The organism is Sphaerisporangium rubeum (assembly GCF_014207705.1).
Lineage (GTDB): Bacteria > Actinomycetota > Actinomycetes > Streptosporangiales > Streptosporangiaceae > Sphaerisporangium > Sphaerisporangium rubeum.
In genome coordinates this window covers 4,879,090-4,897,873 of the sequence record NZ_JACHIU010000001.1, presented here as the reverse complement: position 1 = coordinate 4,897,873, position 18,784 = coordinate 4,879,090, and the positions used below count along the sequence as shown (strand labels likewise).

Below are 18,784 nucleotides of genomic sequence, written 5' to 3'. Positions count from 1 at the left end.
GTCAGACGTCCACCTCGACGATGTCGGCGCTCGGCGTCATGATCAGAGGGCTGTAGTACTCGCCGAAGAGCTTGGCGACGAGTTCGCCGCGGCTGCTGACGTCGACCTTGGTGAAGATCGCCTTGAGGTGGTCGCGGACCGTGTGCGGAGACAGGTGGAGGCCCGCGGCGATCTCGGAGGTGGTCTGGCCGCGGGCCACGCACTCGGTGACCTGGCGTTCCCTCGGGGTCAGCGAGTAGGCCTCCACCATGATGGGGACGATCTGCGCGGAACTCGCCGGCTTGATCACGACGGTGACGGGCCCGAGACGGCCCTGCTTGCTGCGCAGCACCGACGCGTGGATGCTGAACCAGCGTCCACTGGTGGCGCGCAGCCGCACGACCGCCGGCCCCGGCGCCTGACCGGCGGAGACGGCCCGCGCGCGGGCCACCACCGCGTAGACGGCTGCCATCCCGAGCGGAATGCCGGGGCTGTCCCAGGTGGGGTCGTACAGCTCGGCGAACCACCGTTCGGCGTACTCGTCGGTGAACGAGACGCGGCCGCCGTCGTCGAACAGGGCCGTTCCCGGGACCTGACCGAGCGGCGGCGCGCCATGCGCACCGGCCACGGCGAGCCCCGCGAGGCTGAGTGCGACACCGGGGGCCAGCGCCGTGACGTATCGCAGGTCACGCTCGTCGAATAGCGGCCGGTCGGCGCGGCGGAACAGGTCCACCACCCCCCAGGTGCTGTCACCGATGCGGAACGCGGCACGCAGGTTGTCGGCGTACCCCTCGGGCCGCATGAACTCGCGGTACCGCGCGCTCTCCCCGATGTACCCGGCCGTGACCTGCCGCAACGTCGCCGCCGGCATGCTGGAGCGCGACACGTCGCGGAAGGTCAGCACATCGTTCGTGCCGTACTCACGGTTCCAGTACGGCGCGCAGTGCACCCGGTCGATGTTCTCCACCCGGATCGGCGTGGTCGGCAGACTGGTCAGCGGATCGGTGCCGAACCACGCGGCCGCGTCGTACGGCACGACCCGCCGCAACCGCCGCGCCGCCGCCGTGAACACCTCGGCCCCCGGCCCCGACACCCCGTCCAGCAACGGCACCTCGGCCGGAGCACCCGCCACCGGCCCTCGCATCAGCGACACGTCCATCTCCGCCACTCCGTACACCCCACCCGTCCCGCTCATTCTGCACGGGTTTCGGGCCGACCTGAATCCCCCAGATGTGGGGGATTCAGAGCGTCCGGTGATCCTCGGCAGGGTCCGGGCCTCACCCGGTGCAGCAGCCGGCCTCCTCCGCGGCGGGGCCGCAGGCGCATGGTGCCGCGGTGTCCTCGGCGGCGGACCTGCCGAGGGTGTCGGCGTCGGCCTTGACCACGTAGACCTCCCAGGGCTCGGCGCCGGGCCCGCGGACCCACACCTTGTCCTGCAGCGCGTAGCAGCACGAGGTGTCGTTCTCCTCGAAGGTCGCGAGGCCGGCGTCCTTGAGTCGCTGTGTCGCGGCGGTGACCTGACCGGTGTCGGCGACCTCGACGCCGAGGTGGTCCATCCGGGTGTCCTCGCCCTTCTCGCCTTCCAGCAGCACCAGCTTCAGCGGGGGCTCGGTGATGGCGAAGTTGGCGTAGCCGGGACGGCGCTTGGCCGGTTCGACGCCGAAGAGCTTGGAGTAGAAGGCGATCGAGCCTTCCAGGTCCGACACGCGCAGGGCCAGTTGGACACGGGACATGGGGGTCTCCTTACGGATTCGGGTTATATCGACGAGCATCGATATAGACGAGGTTGCCACCTTGGATAGATGTCTGTCAACATAGACACATGTCGAAGCAGATGCTGCCGGTGTTCCCCGCGGGTTGCTGCGAGCCGATGGTCCGCGAACCGCTGGGGGAGCAGGACGCGGCCGAACTGGCACGCATGTTCAAGGCCCTGTCGGACCCGGTACGCCTGCGCCTGCTGTCCCTCATCGCCTCCCACGCCGGCGGCGAAGCCTGCGTGTGCGACCTGACCGGCCCGTTCGACGTCTCCCAGCCCACCATCTCCCACCACCTGAAAGTCCTGCGCGAAGCCGGCCTCGTCGGCTCGGAACGCCGTGGTACGTGGGTCTACTACCGGGTGATCCCCGCCGCCATGAACCGGCTGTCGGACCTGCTCCAGGCCCCCGCACAGGCCGGCGTCCCAGCGGGCTCCGGCACGTGAACGGCCTGTCCCTGCCACGACGGCTCACCGCCGAGGCGGCAGGCACCGCCGCACTGGTGACCGTCGTCGTCGGCTCCGGCATCCAGGCCGACCGTCTCACCCACGACGGCGGCGTGGCACTGCTGGCCAACTCACTGGCCACGGTCCTCGGACTCGGCGTGCTGATCGCGCTGCTCGGCCCGGTCTCCGGCGCGCACTTCAACCCGGTGGTCACCCTGGCCGCCTGGTGGCAGGCACGCCGCGACGGCGAGAACCCGGCGCCGCGCGACGTGGCCGCCTACGTCGCCGCGCAGATCACCGGCGCCGTCGCCGGGGCCGCGCTGGCCGACGCCATGTTCGGGCTGCCTCTGATGCGCTGGTCGGCACACGAACGCTTCGACGGGTCGTTGTGGCTGGCCGAAACGGTGGCCACCGCCGGCCTGGTCACCCTGATCCTCGGCCTGACCCGCACCGGCCGTACCCACCTCGCGGCCCCCGCCGTGGCCTGCTACATCGGCGCCGCCTACTGGTTCACCTCCTCCACCAGCTTCGCCAACCCGGCCGTCACCATCGGCCGGGCCTTCACCGACACCTACGCGGGCATCGCACCGGGCTCGGTCCTCCCGTTCATCGCCGCACAACTCCTCGGCGGCCTCATCGGCGCCGCCTTCGTCGCGACCCTGTTCCCCCGACCCCCCGCCGCCGGGCCTGTCGCGTCCGTCCCCGCCGCCTCTTCCGCCGCCGAGCCTTCCCCGTCCGTCCCTGCCGCCTCTCCCGTCCCCGTCCTCACCGACCCAGGAAGCCATCGCTCATGAGCGTCCAGCCCCCGTCCGTGCTGTTCGTCTGCGTCCACAACGCCGGCCGGTCCCAGATGGCCGCCGCGTTCCTCACCCACCTGACCGCCGGCCGCGTCGAGGTCCGCTCCGCCGGATCCGCACCCGCCGACCAGGTCAACCCGGCCGTGGTCGAGGCGATGAAGGAAGTCGGCATCGACATCTCCACCGAAACCCCCAAGGTCCTCACCACGGCCGCCGTCCAGAGCAGCGACGTGGTCATCACCATGGGCTGCGGCGACGCCTGTCCGATCTTCCCCGGCAAACGCTACGAGGACTGGCAGCTCGACGACCCGGCCGGCCTCGGCGTCGACGCCGTACGGAACATCCGCGACCAGATCGCCACCCGCGTCCACGCACTGATCGCCGACCTCCTCCCCGAGGAACAGACAGCAGCGCGGTAAGGGTCGTCGTCGTACCGTCCCCGTCCCGGCCGCCGTGCAGCGAACGGTTCTCTCGTCCCGAAGTCGCGGCGTACGGCGCGGCGGAGTACCGTTCCCGCTGATCTACACGAAGCGGCGACGCCAGGACAGGAGCGGCGATGAGCGCGGACGACCGGATCGAACGAGCGAGGACGCTCTACGAACAGGCCGTGTACAACGGCGACACCGACGCGCTGACCGAGGCCGAACAGACCCTGGACGCGGTGGACGCCGACGCCGCGCTGGCCCGAGGCCGCATCCTGCACACACGCTTCAACCTCGAGCGCGCCGCCGGTAGGTCCCCCGCCGAGGACCCCGCCGAACTGCCCCTGTTCGAGCGCGCGCTGGAGCTGTACCGCGAACTCGGCGACCTCCGAGGCGAGGCCGAGGCGTTGTTCTGGATCGGCTGCCTGCACCAGGTCATCCGCCGAGACAACGAGACCGCGACCCCGTACCTGGAGCAGTCCCGCCACCTCTCCGCACAAACCGGCGACAAACCCACCGAGTCCGAGGCCCTGAGACACCTAGGCATCGCCGCACACACGGCCGGCCACCTCGACGAAGCCCGCGACCACCTGGAGAACTCGACCCGCCTCCGCCAAGAGCTCGGCGCCATGCCAGGCGTGGCCTCCAACATGATCGGCCTCGCCTACATAGCCGCAGCCCAGAACCGCCGACCAGACGCACTCACCACTCTCGCCGAGGCCCACACCATCGCACAGGCCCACGGCGCTCACGCCATCGTGCGTCACATCGAGCAGGCGAGAACACAGATCTAGTACGGCGGCCGCTTCCTTCTGTAGCCCATCCCGCGAGCTCACACTGGAATGACCATTGCCGTATTAGCGGACCTCACCGTGTTTGATACCGCCGATGAAGTCGCGCCATCCGTCCAAGGTCAGTCCTAAAGCAGGACCACCAGGGTTCTTGCTGTCGCGTACGGCACGGTTCCCGTCGGCCAGATGTGCCACCTCCACGCAGTTGTTGCTGGTGCCCTGGCTGCGAGAGCTCTTACGCCACTCCACTGTGCTGAGATCCAAGTCGGACAGATGCATCGATACCTCGACAAAATATCGATCGGTTCGGACGCGATCGGTATTCTCAAGTCTCGCCTCTGACTGGAATCCCGTAAACGAGTTCGTACTTGTCGACAGGGATCACAATGTCGGCGGTCTCCACAGGACGGTCATCCACGTAATAGGTGCGTTGGAGCGTGAGGGCCAGCGCGCCGGGTGGAAGTCTCAGCAGCTTCGCCTCTTCCGACAGAAGCGGTCGAGCCGACACGATCTCCGCGCAGTGCGTGATGTTCACGTCGAACACGGCCATGCGGTCGACGACACCGCTTCCCGCATGCGGGCCTTCCTCCGGGAACACCACTGGTGTCCCGCGTGTCAGCTCGTACGGCTCATACGACGTCGACAACATGACAGGTTCGTCATCAGCGAGGAACACATACTTCGTTCGCATGACATCGGGCAGTTCGCCGTCCGGTTCCGGAAGAGCCAATCGCTCACGTATCACCGGCTGCGCCTGCGTGGTCTCGGACTCGTACGTCCAGTGGCCCCGGCGACCCTGAGCCTCGGTCTCCGCGCGGAACGGGCTACCACCGCGATCCTTGCGATACCAAGCACGCGTCAACCGTTTGAGTGCCGGACGCTCCTTGACGAACATGCCGGCTCCGGGCCGAGACTCGATGAACCCCTCAACGGCCAAGGCCCGCGTCGCTTCCCGCGCCACTCCATCGGCGACCAGGTGGGGTGTGTGGCCGGACTCCGGTGGAATCGGCAAGACCATCTGGTTCACCCTCACGGCTGGTTAGGGAATCGAGTCCCCATCCGATCCGGAGCGGTCCGCTGCGCGGTGCAGGGTGGTCAGGAGTGTGGTGCCGGCCGCGGTCAGGTCGAATGTGGGGTCGGTGAGTGTCTCGGCGACGACGGCGTCGATCGCGCCGCTGAGAATGATCGCCAGTGTGCGGCTGTCCACTTCGGAGTGGTACTCGCCGGCGGCGACGGCGGCGTCGATCAGTGCGGCCAGTGGTCTCCATCTGGCGGCTGAGTGCCGGCCGTCCTCGATCCCGATCGCTTCCGCCGCGCCGAGCGCCTCGACAAGGACACGCACATGCCGGGGATGGTCTGCCATATGGCCGATCAGCGAGGTGAGGTACGCGTCGACGGCTCCGGCGGCACTGGACGCGGCGGTGATGTCCGCCTCCACGCGAGTGGTGAGCGACTCGATCACCGTTTCGTAAGCCGCGCGGAGCACCGCGTTCTTGGAGTCGAAGTGGTAGATGACCGCCGCCTTCGTGATCCCGGCGGCGTCGGCGATGCGTTGCAGGGAACAACCGGCATAGCCGTGTTCGGCGATCAACTCGATGGTGGCCGCGATGAGCTGCGAGCGCCGAGCCTGCTCGGTGATGGTCAACGGCCGTCCGGCACGCGTACCCGGCCCTGGCTGATCGGCTGACGTCATCGCAGGAACCGTCCGACGTCGGTCGCGATCCTGTCCGGCTGCTCCCCGTTGACGGCGTGCGACGCTCCTTCGTAGGTCAGCACCGTGCCGCGTTTCAGGTTCTCCTCGGCGAACCGCGCGGCGGCGGCCGAGTCGTGCATCACGGAGGCGCCGGCCATGACGACCAGCACCGGCTTGTCCACGCTCGCCAGTTGCCGGGTGGAGAAGCGTGTGGGACCAGGCAGCTTGAGGACGTAGTTCTTCATACCGGACTCGATCATCTGTGCCACCGGCACATCCTCCACAGGTGCGCCGTTGGCTGTCCAACTGTTGAAGCCGTCCCGCCAGCTTCTCGGCGCCTGGCGCACGGAGACCGGGATCGACCGCAGGATGGCGCCGAGCGAAAGGTCGGCGAAGGTCATCACCGGATCGAGCAGGATCACGCTTTCGATCTTCTCCGGCTGCCGGATCGCCAGGTTCATCGCCGTCCAGCCCCCGATGGACACACCGAGCAGGTGGACACCAGGCTCCGGCATCTGCGTCAACGCTTCATGAAGCCAGCGCGCCTGGTCGGCGTCGCTCTCGATGGGCCGGTTCTGGATGCTGGCACCGGGTTCGCCGAGCAGGTCGACGGTGTAGACGGTGCGCAGACGCAACAACGACGACAGGTTGCCGGCCCACATCGGAGACGCCGCGGCCCGGCCCGGCAGCAACACGATCGGTGCCCGCGCCGGGTCGGCCCCGTCGAACCGATACATGCGCACCAGCCCGAAACCGGTGCGCAGATCCAACGTGGCGTCCGGCTCCGGCAGGTCCCGCATGGCCTGCCGATAGGCGGCCATGAACTCGTCGTGGCCTCCACCGGACGTGAAGTGCCCGACCGGAGTGGTGTCGCGGAAGGCGAGCCAAAGCACGCTCAACGCGGCAACGACGGCCGCCGTGATCCGCCAGAACCGGCGTCGGCGTGGTGGCCGGCCTCCGGTCGGCTCGGTCTGATCATCTGACGCGGTCTTGCGAGAACGACACAGTATTGACCACATGGTTAATAATCTAACCGCTTGGTTAGTGCGATGCTCACAGGCCAGCCTGTGGCGGTCATGCGGCCGGAATGCTCGTCCTGGTCAGTCGTTCGGAGATCTCCCAGACGCGCCTGGCGTCGTCCGTGCTGCGCAGCGGGGGGTACAGCCGTTGCTCGGCAGGCGGGCCGCCGAGGTGGCCGGGGCCACTGGGGCCGTAGAAGGTGGCGGGTTCGGTGTCGGTCGCGGCCATGAGGGCCGGCAGGGCCGCCGTCTCGGCGGTGCCGAGGAGGATGCCTCGTGCCGACAGTGCGCGGATCACGCGGACCTGAGGGGTGTCCTTGCCACGGCCAAGCTCGGGACGAGCGGCCAGGAGGCTGGTGGGGGCCACTCCGGGATGGGACAGGTTGCTGGTGACACCCCAGCCGTGGGCCTTGCTGCGCCGGTCCAGTTCCAGGCCGAACAACCCGAAGGCGATCTTGGACTGACTGTAGGCGCGCTGGCCGTGGTAGCCGCGTTCCCAGTTGACGTCGTCCCAGTTGATGGCGCCACGACGTGCGGCGATGCTGACCTGGGACGTCACGCGTGCGCGTCCGGCACGCAGAAGAGGCAGCAGGTGACCGACCAAGGCGAAATGGCCGAGGTGGTTGGTGCCGAACTGCAGCTCGAACCCGTCGGCGGTCGTCCGCCGGTCCGGCGGCGTCATGACGCCGGCGTTGTTGACGAGGACATGAATGGGGTGGCCTTCCCCGCGCAGGCTCTCGCCGAGGGCCGCGACGGAGTCGAGCGAAGACAGGTCGAGGTCGCGCAGGGAGACGTTCGCGCCGGGGACGGTCCGCTTGATCGTGGTGATCGCGGTCTCACCCTTGCGCCGGTTGCGGACCGGCAGGATCACCTCCGCGCCGGCCGCGGCCAGCCGAGCGGCGATCGTCAGCCCCATCCCGTCGCTCGCTCCGGTGACGACGGCCCGTTTTCCGGACAGATCGGGAACGGTGATGTCGATGCGTGCACGTGGCATGGGTTCTTCTGCTCCTTCATGGTGCCGTCCCGGGTTCGCTGTCGCGCCTCGGAGGCGATCCGCTCCGCGTACGCGGCCCCCCGCCGCAGCCCGGCACAGGGTCGCCGTCCCGGGGACGACATCCAGCTTCGCCGGACGGCGCGGACGCATCCAGGGACTGCCGATCCCCGGCTCACCGGACCGCCGTTCGGATCGGGACAGGGGGATCAGCGGTCCGTGGCTACCCGTTCACGCAGGTGGTAGAACCGGAGCCGTACCGGAGAAGAGGGAAATGACATGATCGATCGCGCCGGGCTGGCGGAGTTCCTCCGGACTCGCCGGGAGGCTCTGCAACCCGAGGACGTCGGTCTGCCGCGCGGATCGCGGCGCAGGACCACCGGCCTGCGGCGCGAGGAGGTCGCGTCGCTGTGCAACATGTCGACCGACTACTACGCACGGCTGGAGCGTGAACGCGGCCCGCAGCCGTCGAGCCAGATGCTCGCCTCGATGGCCCAGGGCCTGCACCTGTCCCTCGACGAGCGCGACCACCTGTTCCGCCTCGCCGGCCACAACCCGCCGACCAGGGGAGCGTCCGGCGACCACATCAGCCCCGGCATGCTGCGCGTCCTCGATCGGCTCACCGACACCCCCGCGGAGATCGTCACCGAACTCGGCGAGACCCTGCGCCAGACCCCGATGGGTGTCGCACTCACCGGTGACACGACCCGCCACACCGGCCCGGCGCGCAGCATGGGGTACCGGTGGTTCACCGACCCCGCCACGCGGCGGCTGTACGCACCGGAGGAACATCCGTTCCTCACCCGCATGTACGCCTCAGGCCTCCGCGAGATCGTCACCCTCCGCGGCCCCGGCTCCCGCGCCGCGCACCTCGCCGACCTGCTCCTGACCCGCAGCGAGGAGTTCCGCCAGGTATGGGCCGACCACGAGATCGGCATCCGTCCGCACGACGTCAAGCATTTCGTCCACCCCGAGGTCGGCGTTTTGGAGCTCAACTGCCAAAGGCTGGTCGACCCGGGCCAGGCCCACTCGCTGCTCGTCTACACCGCCGTCCCCGGCAGCGAGAGCTACGAGAAGCTGAAGGTGCTGTCGGTCATCGGAACACAGAGGCTTCACTGACGACCGCGAACGGACGGACGCTGAGAAGGTTCGCCTCGCCTCGAAAGCTAGGAGGCAAGCTCCTATAGTGATAGGAAGTGGCTTCCTAGTGCAGTAGCCTCCAGGGTGTGACCGAGATCCTTCCCCCGCATCTGCGACAGCTCGCCGAGGTCGCAACGATCGTGGCGGCCGCAGGTGCTACAGCTGACTGGCTGTATCACCTCAGGGGCGATATGTGCGCGCTGCGTGTGATCAAGAATGGCGTTGTCTCGGTTCCCGTCATGATTCCTGCCGACCCGGATCGCGACCCGGAGCTCTTTCGCGAAGCCGTCAAGCGGCTTGAGGCGGTCATAGAGAGGATCAGCCGATGAGCAAGATGATCACGTATGTCGTCACCTACGAGCACGGACGGTGGGTGTCGCGCTGCCCTGGCGGTGAGGTCGACGGAGTCGGCGTGGCAAGCTCGCTGTCCCAACTTGAGCGTGACTTGGCGGGGATTCACGCCTGGGCATGGCCCGAGGAGCCTCCTGGCGTGGAGTTCGTCTTCGACCTTCCCGCGGAGGCGGCGGAGGTGGTGGCGGAATACAGCCGCGAGAAAGAACTGGCCGAAGCGCATACCAAGCGCGCCGCGGAACTCGCGGTCAAGGCCGCGAAAGTACTGACGAGCCACTGGTCGGAGCCGGATACGGCACGTGTCATGGGTTTGTCCAAGCAGCGTGTCCACCAATTGAAGGTGAGCGCCTGACGGTTGTCGGCGCTACGCCGCAGAGCGTCGATCTCGCCGACAGCTTTGAGGGACGGCTGTGGGTAAGCATTGGGTAAGACCAGCCGTAGATGGTCCCCTTCAGCCGTGGACAGCCGGACGTATCGAGAGAGCCCCTGGCGGCATAGTTGCCGGCCAGGGGCTCTTTTCGGTGATCGGGGGTGGTAGGGCGGGTGGGACTTGAACCCACGACCTACGGATTATGAGTCCGCTGCTCTGACCGGCTGAGCTACCGCCCCGCAAGCTGTGAGTCTCTCATAGGTCGGGGGGTGTTTGGGGTGGGGTCGGGTGGGGGTGGGGGCAAAAAAGAGAGGGCACCCCCGGCGGGCGGGTGGGGGTGCCCTCGATCTTGGTGGTGGGAGGGAGGGTCAGGGGGTTAGGGGAAGGTGCAGGTGACTGGGGTTGGAGAGGTGTTGGTTCCGGTGTGGGTGCCGGTGAAGCCGAAGGTTGTGGTGGCGCCGGCGGTGAGGGTGGCGTTGTAGGAGGCGTTTTTGGCGGTTACCGAGGTGCCTGTGGTGGTCACGGTGGCGTTCCAGGCTTGGGAGACGGTCTGGCCGGTGGGCCAGGTCCAGCGGACGGTCCAGCCGGGGGCGGTGGCGGGGCCGGGGTTGCGGATGGTCACGTCGGCCTGGAAGCCGCCGGGCCAGGAGTTGGTGACGGTGTAGGTGGCCTGGCAGCCGCCGGGGGAGGTGGTCGGGGTGGGGGTGGGGGGTCCGGACGGGGTCGGGGTGGGGGTTCGGGTCGGGGTGGGGGTCGGGGTCGGTGTGGGGGGACGGGTGGGGGTGGGGGTTGTGGTGATTGTGGGGGTGGGTTCGCCGGTGGGGGTCACGCCGTCGAGGAGGGACTTGAGGGGTGGGTACCAGGCGTCGGACATCTTCTGGTCGCCTGAGGCGTTGGGGTGGACGCCGTCGTAGGTGTTCTGGGCTGTGCTGAAGGCGGTCCAGTGGTCGACGACCACGATGGGGGACGCGGAGGTGCTCTTGGCGGCGGCCCAGGCGGGGATGTCGGCGTTCAGGGAGATGACGCGGTTGCCGCACTCGGGGCAGGAGCTGACGCTCATGGGGATGATCTTGGCTACGAGGATTTTCATCCTGGGGTTGTTGGCCCGCATCTGGTCGACCAGTTTGCTGTACGCGGCGAGGATGGTCTGGGTGGGGCGGTTGCTCCAGACGTCGTTGGTGCCGAAGTGCATCAGGACGATGTCGGGGTTGGTGGCCGAGAGCCAGGCGGGGAGCTGGTTCTGGTCGGCGACGTTGGTGACGAGTGCGCCGCCGTGGCCTTCGTTGTCGCCGTCGTAGGAGACGCCGCAGCCTTGAGGGGGGAGGGTGCCGACGAAGTCGAGGCCGGTGTAGCCGGCTTGGACGAGGCGGTTCCACAGGAGTGCGCGCCAGCAGCCGGGGGAGCCGGTGATCGAGTCGCCTAGGGGCATGATCTTCACGGTGGCGGCTCTGGCGGGGAGGGCCGGTGTGATCACCAGGTATGCCAGGACACCGACCAGGGCTGTGAGCATTGCCAATAGCGTGCGTCTTGCAGCCATCGTCCACCTCCGGGGGATTTGTCGGCGATGGTAGGGACCATCGGGGAGGACGAGGTAGTCGGAGGTTGGGGGACGACGGCGTGAGCTGGGGGTTCGCTGTTCGCGTGCTGAAAGTTACACGTATGGTGACTTATCCGGTTCAGTGACGGTCAGGTGGCCGGGTCGTCTTCGGAGGGAGAGATCTCCACGGGACGGAGGCGTTCCCAGCCGATGAACACGCCGGCGACGACGATCATGCCGATGCCGGTCCAGAGGTTGACGCGTATGCCTTCTGCCTTGGTCACCGCGTCGTTGCCGTCGACGATGCCGGTGATGACGAGGATGACGCCGTACACCAGGAACAGGCCGCCGATGATGCGGCGGATGTCGAACAGGCGCGCGGCGCGGCCTTTGGCGGCCCGGTCGGCAGCCGACTCCGGGGTGGTGGAGTCGGCCTCTACGGAACCGGTCCAGTCGTCGAGGGGGGTGCGGTCGCTCGGCGGCGGGTCGTCCTGCCGGGTGGCCTCGGTGAGGTGGGGGGAGGTTCCGGCGGACCTGGAAGTGTCCGCGGCCAGGGGGCTGTCCTCGTGGGAGGTGGGCCGGGAAACATCGGCGGCGGCAGGAGTTTCGTCGTGGGAGGCGGGCCTGGAAGTGTCCGCGGTCGCAGGGGTTTCCTCGTTGAGGGGGTCGGCTGACCGGGAGGTCTCTTCGTGAGGGGTGGGGTCGGGGCGGGAGTTGTCGGGGGTCATGAGGGCCTTCCGGGGAGGTCTAGATGAAGGGGATGTACATGGCGGCGGAGAGGATCAGTGCGCCGGCGCCGAGGACGAGGGGGGAGCGGTACCAGGACTTGTCGCCCTTGACGGAGTCGTCGGCGAGAGTCGTGTCGGTGAGGCCCCAGACCAGGCCGCGGAGTTCGCTCTCGGGCTTGGGGGTGGTGGCGAGGGTGACGGCCACCGAGACGACGGCGTCGACGACGAAGGCGATGCCGGCGCCCCAGAAGGTGGCGTTGAGTTCGGTGCCGAAGTCGATGACGTCCGCCTTGTAGAGGATGTACGAGGCGAAGGCGGCCAGCGTGCCGGTCAGGAGGCCCCAGAAGCCGGCCCAGGGGGTCATGCGGCGCCAGAACAGGCCGATGATGAACGTGGCGAACAGCGGCGCGTTGAAGAACGAGAACAGGGTCTGCAGGTAGTTCATGATGTTGCTGAAGCCGGCGGCGATGAGCGCGGTGCCGATGCCGAGGACGACGCCGCCTACGGTGGCCCAGCGGCCGAGGCGCAGGTAGTAGTCGTCGGGACGGTCCTTGCGTACGTGCGAGCGCCAGATGTCGTAGGTGAAGACGGTGTTGAAGCCGCTGATGTTGGCGGCCATGCCGGCCATGAAGGACGCGAGCAGGCCGGTGACGGCGACGCCGAGGACGCCGTTGGGGAGCAGGTCGCCCATGAGCAGCGGGATCGCGTAGTTGTACTGGGGGCCGTCGGGCTTGCCGAGGTCGCTGAACAGGACCAGTGCGACGAGGCCGGGGATGACGGTGACGAAGGGGATGAAGATCTTGGGGTACGCGGCCACGATGGGGGTGAGGCGCGCGGCGTTGGTGTTGCGGGCCGACAGGCCGCGCTGGACCTCGGCGAAGTTGGTGGTCCAGTAGCCGAACGACAGCACGAAGCCGAGGCCGAGGACGATGCCGATCCAGTGCGCGCCGAGCGGGTTGTCGCCGGACGCGGTGCCGGCCCAGGCGTGCAGGCCGCCTTCGCCGATCGCGGACTGCCGGACCTTCTCGGTGAGGCCGGAGAAGCCGCCGACCTTGATCAGGCCGAGGACGGTCACGGGGATGAGGCCGGCGAGGATGACGAAGAACTGCATGACCTCGTTGTAGATCGCCGAGGACAGGCCGCCGAGCACGACGTACGCGAGCACGATCGCCGCGGACACCACGATGGACAGCATCAGCGGCCAGCCGAGCAGCGCACCCATGACGAGCGCGAGCGCGTACAGGTTGATGCCGGCGATGAGGATCTGCGCGACGGCGAAGGTGATGGCGTTGAGGAGCTGCGTCTGGCCGTTGAAGCGGCGGCGCAGGAAGTCCGGCACGCTGTGCACCTTGGATCGGTAGTAGAACGGCATCATCACGACGCCGAGGAACACCATCGCGGGGACCGCGCCGATCCAGTAGTAGTGGACGGTCGCGACGCCGTACTGCACGCCGTTGGCCGCCATGCCGAGGATCTCGGTCGCGCCGAGGTTGGCGGACAGGAAGGCCAGGCCGGTGATCCAGGCCGGCAGGGACCGGCCGGACAGGAAGAAGTCCAGGCTGGTCTTGATGGTCCGGCGTGCGACGAAGCCGATGCCGAGGACGGTGAGGAAGTACACCGCGAGGATGAGGTAGTCGAGGAGGTTGACGTCCAGCCGGAGGTCGGGGGCCGCCAGAGCCAGGTGAGGAGCCACGGCAAGGCCCGCTACCCGGATTTTCCACCCTTTCACCTGGCATAACGATCGGTCTGTGACGCAGCCCACATCGTGGCCCCACTCCGAGAAAGTATGGTCGTCAAACTATTGACGCGCAGGGCCGCGCTGTGTGAGTCTGCGCGCGGGACGTGTCAGGCGTCCGAGCACCACAGTTCCATGCACGCTGGAGGTCGACGGTCAGGGTCCCGCCTGATCGTGCATGGCGGTTTGTCCGTATTCGAAGGGAAACCGTTCATGCGCAGAAAGCTCTTCGGGCTGCTCGCCATCCTGATGGCGGCATGCTTCACCGCGGGGGTGGAGGCCCCACCGGTGACGGCGGCGGCGTCCGACCCGTACACGTTCAAGAACGTCCAGATCGCCGGCGGCGGCTTCGTGCCGGGGATCATCTTCAACCAGACCCAGCAGAACCTCATCTACGCGCGCACCGACATCGGCGGCGCGTACCGCTGGAACCAGTCGACGCAGACCTGGATCCCGCTGCTCGACTGGGTGGGCTTCGACAACTGGGGTTACAACGGCGTGGTGAGCCTCGCGACCGACTCGGTGGACCCCGACAAGGTCTACGTCGCGGCCGGCATGTACACCAACGACTGGGACCCCAACCCCGGCGCGATCCTGCGGTCCTCCGACAAGGGGGCCACCTGGCAGCGCAGCGTGCTGCCGTTCAAGCTCGGCGGCAACATGCCGGGCCGCGGCATGGGTGAGCGCCTCGCGATCGACCCCAACCGCAACAGCGTCCTGTACTTCGGCGCGCCGAGCGGCAACGGCCTGTGGCGCAGCACCGACTCCGGTGTGACGTGGTCCAAGGTCACGAGCTTCCCCAACGCCGGCAACTACGCCGAGACCCCCGGTGACGCCTACGGCGGCGACAACCAGGGTGTGGTGTGGGTGACGTTCGACAAGCGCACCGGCACCAGCGGCAACGCCACCCAGACGATCTACGTGGGTGTGGCCGACAAGGCGAACACCGTGTACCGCACCACCAACGGCGGCACCACCTGGGAGCGCGTCGCCGGTCAGCCGACCGGGTACATCGCGCACAAGGGTGTGCTGGACACCACCAACGGCTACCTGTTCATCGCGACCAGCGACGGCGGCGGCCCCTACAACGGCACCAAGGGTGAGGTGTGGCGGTACGCGACGGCGACCGGCACGTGGACGCAGATCAGCCCGATCGCGTCCAGCAGCTCCGACGACTACTTCGGCTACAGCGGCCTCACCATCGACCGCCAGCGGCCCGGCACGCTCATGGTCGCCACACTGAACTCCTGGTGGCCGGACGCGATCTTCTTCCGCAGCACGGACTCCGGCGCCACGTGGACCCGCGTGTGGGACTTCACCAGCTACCCGAACCGCTCGTTCCGCTACAAGATGGACATCAGCTCCAGCCCGTGGCTGACCTTCGGCACCAACCCCCAGCCTCCGGAGATCACCCCCAAGCTCGGCTGGATGGTCGAGTCCATGGAGATCGACCCCTTCGACTCCAACCGCATGATGTACGGCACCGGCGCCACCATCTACGGCACCACCGACCTGCGCCAGTGGGACAGCGGCGGCCAGTTCACCATCAAGCCGACGGCGGCGGGCCTCGAGGAGACCGCCGTGCTCGACCTGATCAGCCCGCCGTCCGGCGCACCGCTGATCAGCGGCCTCGGCGACATCGGCGGGTTCCGGCACACCGACCTCACCAAGGTCCCGTCGATGATGTTCACCTCGCCGGTGTTCACCACGACCACCAGCCTCGACTACGCCGGCACCAACCCGAGCATCATGGTCAGGGCCGGCAACTTCACCGATTCGGACCGGCCGAACGACAGCCATGTGGCGTTCTCCACCGACGGCGGCGCCAACTGGTTCCAGGGCACCGAGCCCGGCGGGGTCAACAACGGCGGCACGGTGGCCGCCAACGCCGACGGCAGCCGCTTCGTGTGGGCCCCCGGCGACCCCGGCCAGCAGGTCGTGTACTCGGTCGGGTACGGCAACAGCTGGAGCGCCGCGTCCGGTGCCCCCGCCGGTTCGATCATCGAGTCCGACCGGGTGAACCCGAACAAGTTCTACGCCTTCTCCGCCGGCGGTTTCTACGTCAGCACCAACGGCGGCGCGACCTTCACCCGTACCGCCGCGACGGGCCTGCCGGCCACCGGTAACGTCCGCTTCAAGGCGCTCCCCGGCACCGAGGGTGACATCTGGCTGGCCGGCGGCAGCAGCACCGGCGCGTACGGCCTGTGGCACTCCACCAACTCCGGCGCGTCGTTCACCAAGCTGTCCAACGTCACCGAGGCCGACAACATCGGCTTCGGCAAGGCGGCGCCGGGCCGTACCAACCAGGCGCTGTTCACCATCGCCAAGATCGACGGCGTGCGCGGCGTGTTCCGCTCCGACGACACCGGCGCGACCTGGGTCCGCATCAACGACGACCAGCACCAGTACGGCAACATCGGCGAGGCCCTGACCGGCGACCCGCGGATCTACGGCCGCGTGTACATCGGCACCAACGGCCGCGGCGTCATCTACGGCGACCGGACCGGCGGCACCACGCCGGACACCACGCCGCCGTCGAAGCCCGGCACGCCGGCCGCGTCGTCGATCACGTCGACCGGCGCCACCCTGACGTGGACGGCGTCCACCGACGACACCGGCGTCACCGGCTACGACGTGTACCGCGAGGCCGGCACGACCGACGTGAAGGTCGGCACCGCGACCACGAACTCGTTCGCGCTCACCGGCCTGACGGCCTCCACGTCGTACACGTTCTACGTGGTGGCGAGGGACGCCGCGGGGAACTCCTCGCCGGAGTCCAGCCCGGTGACGTTCACCACCACCGGTGGCGGCGGGGACACCACGGCGCCGTCGCGGCCAGGTACGCCGGCCGCGTCGTCGATCACCAGCACCGGCGCGACCCTGACGTGGACGGCGTCCACCGACAACGTCGGCGTCACCGGGTACACGGTGTACCGCAGGTCGGGGACGACCGACGTGAGCGTCGGCACCCCGACGACCAACTCGTTCACGCTGACGGGTCTGTCGGCGTCCACGTCGTACACGTACTTCGTGGTGGCGAGGGACGCGGCCGGCAACACCTCGCAGGCGTCCAACACGGTGACGTTCACCACGACCGGCGGCGGGGACACCACCGCGCCGTCGCGGCCGGGTACGCCGGCCGCGTCGTCGATCACGTCGTCGGGTGCCACGTTGTCGTGGCAGGCGTCCACCGACAACGTGGGGGTCACCGGGTACGACGTGTACCGCGCGGGGACGACCGACGTGAAGGTCGGCACCGCGACCACGAACTCGTTCGCGCTGACCGGCCTGACGGCGTCCACGACGTACACCTTCTACGTGGTCGCCAGGGACGCGGCCGGCAACTCGTCGCCGGCGTCGAACTCGGTGACGTTCAGCACGACCGGCGGCGGAGGCGGCGGCTGCACGGCCGCCTACTCGATCGCCAGTTCCTGGCCGAGCGGGTTCACGGCCAACGTCGCGGTGACCAACACCGGCACCTCGGCCATCACCGGCTGGACGGTCCGCTGGACGTTCGCCGACGGCCAGGTCGTCAGCCAGGCCTGGAACGCCACGGTCACCCAGTCCGGCGCGCAGGTGACCGCGCGCAACGTCTCCTACAACGGGAACCTCGCCGCGGGTGCCGGTACGTCGTTCGGCTTCAACAGCGGCTGGAACGGCAACAACAACAGCATCCCGTCGCAGATCAGCTGCACGGTGGGCTGACCGGCCGCCGCATGAGAAGCGGGCCCGGCACCCCTGCGCGGGTGCCGGGCCCTGCCTGTGTGCCGCGGCGGTCAGGACGCGGACGTGTAGGCCACCATGGACGGCTGGTCCACTCTGGTCGTGCCGCTGTAACAGATGACGTTGCGCACGGTGACCTCCATCCCCCAGGTGCCCCACACGGTCACGAGGTTGCAGAACTCCGGTCCGGGACCGTACGCGGTGACTTGCACGTTGTCCTGCAGCACCCCGATCTTGTGGAAGGTCACCATACGCTGACCGGGACCCGCGCTCTGGATCTCGTTGAACGAGCCCACGGAGTTGAACGTGACCCCCGCCGGCACCGGCGTGTACGGCCCGGGGTTGGCGGGTGAGTTGTCGAAGACGTAGCCGAAGTACCGCGGCGGCGCGGCACCCCCCGTCACGGCCCTGGTGTACTGGTAGGTGATGGTCCAGCCGGTGTCGACGGGGACGTTGGTCGCGTTGTGGCACCGCACCTGGATGAGCTGCCCCGACGTCGTCGGGGCCCAGGCGCCGACCTTGCAGCGGGCCGGCATGCTGGAGTTCACGGCGGTCACCTGGATGCCGCCGGCCATGACCGACGGGCCGAGATTCGGCATCTTCACGGTCCAGACCCCGACACCGGTCGGGGTCACCGAGTTCACCGTGCCGGTCGAGTTGAACTGCGTGCCGATCCCCGAGCCGGTCCAGTGGACGTAGCCGAGTCCCTGCACGATGGCACCCCAGCCGCTGCTCTCCTCGAACACGATGCTGAACCGTGTGTTCTCCGGCGTCCCGCCGAAGCGGTAGCACTGTACCGCCACCACTTCGTCGGCGCCGCTCATGCCCCATTTCTGCGCCTGGCACCACACGGCGGTCTGCGACAGCGCCGTGACGTGCACCACCCCGCCGTTCGGCACGCCGATCTGCGGGAACTTCACGAAGTACTGGCCGACGCCGCCGCTCGTCACGGTGACGTTGAACCCGGCGGGCCAGCTTCCCGCCTGGTGCGACGGGTCGGGGACGCCGCTCGTGACGTCGACGAGCGCGAAGCCCCACCGGTTGGGTACCGCGGCCTCGGCGGCGGTGCCGGCGGCGACACCGGCCGTCAGCAGGCCGATGACGCAGAGGACTCGTAGGAATACGGGAAGTAATCGGCTCATCGCGTTGTCCATCCGCCTCGGGGACCGGAACGTCAGGCCGGTGTGCCGCCGCGCGGTGGGTTTTGGCGCGTTCCACCGGCCCTCCGCTCCTGGATAACCTCAGATCCGCCGGTTGAGAAGACCTAACCTGATCAAGCCGGGACGGCGCACTGGGCCCTGTGGCGCG

General features: G+C 68.4%; 19 protein-coding genes and 1 tRNA gene. 8 read left to right on the top strand and 12 right to left on the bottom strand.

Translation table 11 applies throughout. The features are described from left to right. Position 1 precedes the first annotated feature (1 nt). A complete protein-coding gene (locus BJ992_RS21085; protein ID WP_184983623.1) occupies positions 2-1,174 on the bottom strand; it encodes a helix-turn-helix domain-containing protein in 1,173 nt (390 codons plus the stop codon). An 82-nt stretch (positions 1,175-1,256) separates the two neighbouring features. Next, complete coding sequence (locus BJ992_RS21080) at positions 1,257-1,712, bottom strand: ArsI/CadI family heavy metal resistance metalloenzyme (protein WP_184983622.1); 456 nt, start codon at positions 1,710-1,712, stop codon at positions 1,257-1,259. An 89-nt stretch (positions 1,713-1,801) separates the two neighbouring features. Here BJ992_RS21080 and BJ992_RS21075 point away from each other — a divergent pair, with 89 nt between their 5' ends. From BJ992_RS21075 to BJ992_RS21060, 4 genes are all read left to right on the top strand, one after another. Continuing rightward, positions 1,802-2,179 (top strand): ArsR/SmtB family transcription factor, encoded by a 378-nt coding sequence (locus BJ992_RS21075; RefSeq protein WP_221474911.1) that lies wholly within the window; start codon positions 1,802-1,804, stop codon positions 2,177-2,179. Next, positions 2,176-2,973: an aquaporin gene (locus BJ992_RS21070; protein WP_221474910.1), complete on the top strand. Its 798-nt coding sequence runs from the start codon at positions 2,176-2,178 to the stop codon at positions 2,971-2,973. The genes BJ992_RS21075 and BJ992_RS21070 overlap by 4 nt, the downstream gene beginning before the upstream one ends. Next, the gene (locus BJ992_RS21065) at positions 2,970-3,395 is read left to right on the top strand and encodes an arsenate reductase ArsC (protein WP_184983620.1); all 426 of its coding nucleotides are present in this window, start codon (positions 2,970-2,972) and stop codon (positions 3,393-3,395) included. Before BJ992_RS21070 ends, BJ992_RS21065 begins: the two co-directional genes overlap by 4 nt. A 137-nt stretch (positions 3,396-3,532) precedes the next feature. Continuing rightward, complete coding sequence (locus tag BJ992_RS21060) at positions 3,533-4,192, top strand: tetratricopeptide repeat protein (protein WP_184983618.1); 660 nt, start codon at positions 3,533-3,535, stop codon at positions 4,190-4,192. Positions 4,193-4,255: 63 nt separating this feature from the next. On the opposite strand, the gene BJ992_RS21055 is transcribed toward BJ992_RS21060, so the two are convergent. The 5 genes from BJ992_RS21055 to BJ992_RS21035 all read right to left on the bottom strand — a co-directional run bounded on the left by BJ992_RS21055 (position 4,256) and on the right by BJ992_RS21035 (position 7,895). Next, the gene (locus tag BJ992_RS21055) at positions 4,256-4,468 is read right to left on the bottom strand and encodes a DUF397 domain-containing protein (protein ID WP_184983616.1); all 213 of its coding nucleotides are present in this window, start codon (positions 4,466-4,468) and stop codon (positions 4,256-4,258) included. A gap of 46 nt (positions 4,469-4,514) precedes the next feature. Continuing rightward, positions 4,515-5,084 carry a UTRA domain-containing protein gene (locus BJ992_RS21050; protein ID WP_184983615.1) on the bottom strand — a complete coding sequence of 190 codons (570 nt, stop codon included), beginning with the start codon at positions 5,082-5,084 and terminating at the stop codon, positions 4,515-4,517. A 144-nt stretch (positions 5,085-5,228) separates the two neighbouring features. Beyond that, positions 5,229-5,882 carry a TetR/AcrR family transcriptional regulator gene (locus tag BJ992_RS21045; RefSeq protein WP_184983613.1) on the bottom strand — a complete coding sequence of 218 codons (654 nt, stop codon included), beginning with the start codon at positions 5,880-5,882 and terminating at the stop codon, positions 5,229-5,231. Continuing rightward, positions 5,879-6,775, bottom strand: coding sequence for an alpha/beta fold hydrolase (locus BJ992_RS21040; RefSeq protein ID WP_343072986.1), 897 nt, complete (start codon positions 6,773-6,775; stop codon positions 5,879-5,881). The genes BJ992_RS21045 and BJ992_RS21040 overlap by 4 nt, the downstream gene beginning before the upstream one ends. A gap of 181 nt (positions 6,776-6,956) precedes the next feature. Further along, complete coding sequence (locus tag BJ992_RS21035; protein WP_184983609.1) at positions 6,957-7,895, bottom strand: SDR family oxidoreductase; 939 nt, start codon at positions 7,893-7,895, stop codon at positions 6,957-6,959. 276 nt (positions 7,896-8,171) lie between these two features. On the opposite strand from BJ992_RS21035, the gene BJ992_RS21030 reads away from it, so the two are divergent. The 3 genes from BJ992_RS21030 (at position 8,172) to BJ992_RS21020 (ending at position 9,735) form a co-directional block, all read left to right on the top strand. Further along, the gene (locus tag BJ992_RS21030; protein ID WP_184983607.1) at positions 8,172-9,011 is read left to right on the top strand and encodes a helix-turn-helix transcriptional regulator; all 840 of its coding nucleotides are present in this window, start codon (positions 8,172-8,174) and stop codon (positions 9,009-9,011) included. Positions 9,012-9,118: 107 nt separating this feature from the next. Next, the gene (locus tag BJ992_RS21025; protein ID WP_184983606.1) at positions 9,119-9,361 is read left to right on the top strand and encodes a hypothetical protein; all 243 of its coding nucleotides are present in this window, start codon (positions 9,119-9,121) and stop codon (positions 9,359-9,361) included. Next, positions 9,358-9,735: a hypothetical protein gene (locus BJ992_RS21020; protein ID WP_184983604.1), complete on the top strand. Its 378-nt coding sequence runs from the start codon at positions 9,358-9,360 to the stop codon at positions 9,733-9,735. Before BJ992_RS21025 ends, BJ992_RS21020 begins: the two co-directional genes overlap by 4 nt. Before the next feature lie 180 nt (positions 9,736-9,915). On the opposite strand, the gene BJ992_RS21015 is transcribed toward BJ992_RS21020, so the two are convergent. The 4 genes from BJ992_RS21015 to BJ992_RS21000 all read right to left on the bottom strand — a co-directional run bounded on the left by BJ992_RS21015 (position 9,916) and on the right by BJ992_RS21000 (position 13,711). Further along, positions 9,916-9,992, bottom strand: a tRNA-Ile gene (locus tag BJ992_RS21015). Positions 9,993-10,129: 137 nt separating this feature from the next. Continuing rightward, the gene (locus tag BJ992_RS33885; RefSeq protein ID WP_281390430.1) at positions 10,130-11,263 is read right to left on the bottom strand and encodes a cellulose binding domain-containing protein; all 1,134 of its coding nucleotides are present in this window, start codon (positions 11,261-11,263) and stop codon (positions 10,130-10,132) included. Positions 11,264-11,439: 176 nt separating this feature from the next. Then, entirely contained in the window at positions 11,440-12,018 is a 579-nt protein-coding gene (locus tag BJ992_RS21005; RefSeq protein ID WP_184983600.1) for a hypothetical protein, read from the bottom strand. A 19-nt stretch (positions 12,019-12,037) separates the two neighbouring features. Then, the gene (locus BJ992_RS21000) at positions 12,038-13,711 is read right to left on the bottom strand and encodes a sodium:solute symporter family protein (protein WP_343072788.1); all 1,674 of its coding nucleotides are present in this window, start codon (positions 13,709-13,711) and stop codon (positions 12,038-12,040) included. A gap of 255 nt (positions 13,712-13,966) precedes the next feature. Between BJ992_RS21000 and BJ992_RS20995 the strand changes: the two genes are divergently transcribed. Next, the gene (locus BJ992_RS20995; RefSeq protein ID WP_184983598.1) at positions 13,967-17,458 is read left to right on the top strand and encodes a fibronectin type III domain-containing protein; all 3,492 of its coding nucleotides are present in this window, start codon (positions 13,967-13,969) and stop codon (positions 17,456-17,458) included. A 71-nt stretch (positions 17,459-17,529) separates the two neighbouring features. Here BJ992_RS20995 and BJ992_RS20990 read toward each other — a convergent pair whose 3' ends face one another. After that, on the bottom strand, positions 17,530-18,618 hold the full coding sequence (locus tag BJ992_RS20990) for a hypothetical protein (protein ID WP_184983596.1): 1,089 nt from the start codon (positions 18,616-18,618) through the stop codon (positions 17,530-17,532). Positions 18,619-18,784: the final 166 nt, after the last annotated feature.

Bases quoted from the DNA above. Each gene is read 5' to 3' on its own strand.
- BJ992_RS21085 (WP_184983623.1), bottom strand. From the start codon at position 1,174: ATGAGCGGGACGGGTGGGGTGTACGGAGTGGCGGAGATGGACGTGTCG.
- BJ992_RS21080 (WP_184983622.1), bottom strand. From the start codon at position 1,712: ATGTCCCGTGTCCAACTGGCCCTGCGCGTGTCGGACCTGGAAGGCTCG.
- BJ992_RS21075 (WP_221474911.1), top strand. From the start codon at position 1,802: ATGTCGAAGCAGATGCTGCCGGTGTTCCCCGCGGGTTGCTGCGAGCCG.
- BJ992_RS21065 (WP_184983620.1), top strand. From the start codon at position 2,970: ATGAGCGTCCAGCCCCCGTCCGTGCTGTTCGTCTGCGTCCACAACGCC.
- BJ992_RS21060 (WP_184983618.1), top strand. From the start codon at position 3,533: ATGAGCGCGGACGACCGGATCGAACGAGCGAGGACGCTCTACGAACAG.
- BJ992_RS21055 (WP_184983616.1), bottom strand. From the start codon at position 4,468: ATGCATCTGTCCGACTTGGATCTCAGCACAGTGGAGTGGCGTAAGAGC.
- BJ992_RS21050 (WP_184983615.1), bottom strand. From the start codon at position 5,084: ATGTTCGTCAAGGAGCGTCCGGCACTCAAACGGTTGACGCGTGCTTGG.
- BJ992_RS21045 (WP_184983613.1), bottom strand. From the start codon at position 5,882: ATGACGTCAGCCGATCAGCCAGGGCCGGGTACGCGTGCCGGACGGCCG.
- BJ992_RS21035 (WP_184983609.1), bottom strand. From the start codon at position 7,895: ATGCCACGTGCACGCATCGACATCACCGTTCCCGATCTGTCCGGAAAA.
- BJ992_RS21030 (WP_184983607.1), top strand. From the start codon at position 8,172: ATGATCGATCGCGCCGGGCTGGCGGAGTTCCTCCGGACTCGCCGGGAG.
- BJ992_RS21020 (WP_184983604.1), top strand. From the start codon at position 9,358: ATGAGCAAGATGATCACGTATGTCGTCACCTACGAGCACGGACGGTGG.
- BJ992_RS33885 (WP_281390430.1), bottom strand. From the start codon at position 11,263: ATGCTCACAGCCCTGGTCGGTGTCCTGGCATACCTGGTGATCACACCG.
- BJ992_RS21005 (WP_184983600.1), bottom strand. From the start codon at position 12,018: ATGACCCCCGACAACTCCCGCCCCGACCCCACCCCTCACGAAGAGACC.
- BJ992_RS20995 (WP_184983598.1), top strand. From the start codon at position 13,967: ATGCGCAGAAAGCTCTTCGGGCTGCTCGCCATCCTGATGGCGGCATGC.
- BJ992_RS20990 (WP_184983596.1), bottom strand. From the start codon at position 18,618: ATGAGCCGATTACTTCCCGTATTCCTACGAGTCCTCTGCGTCATCGGC.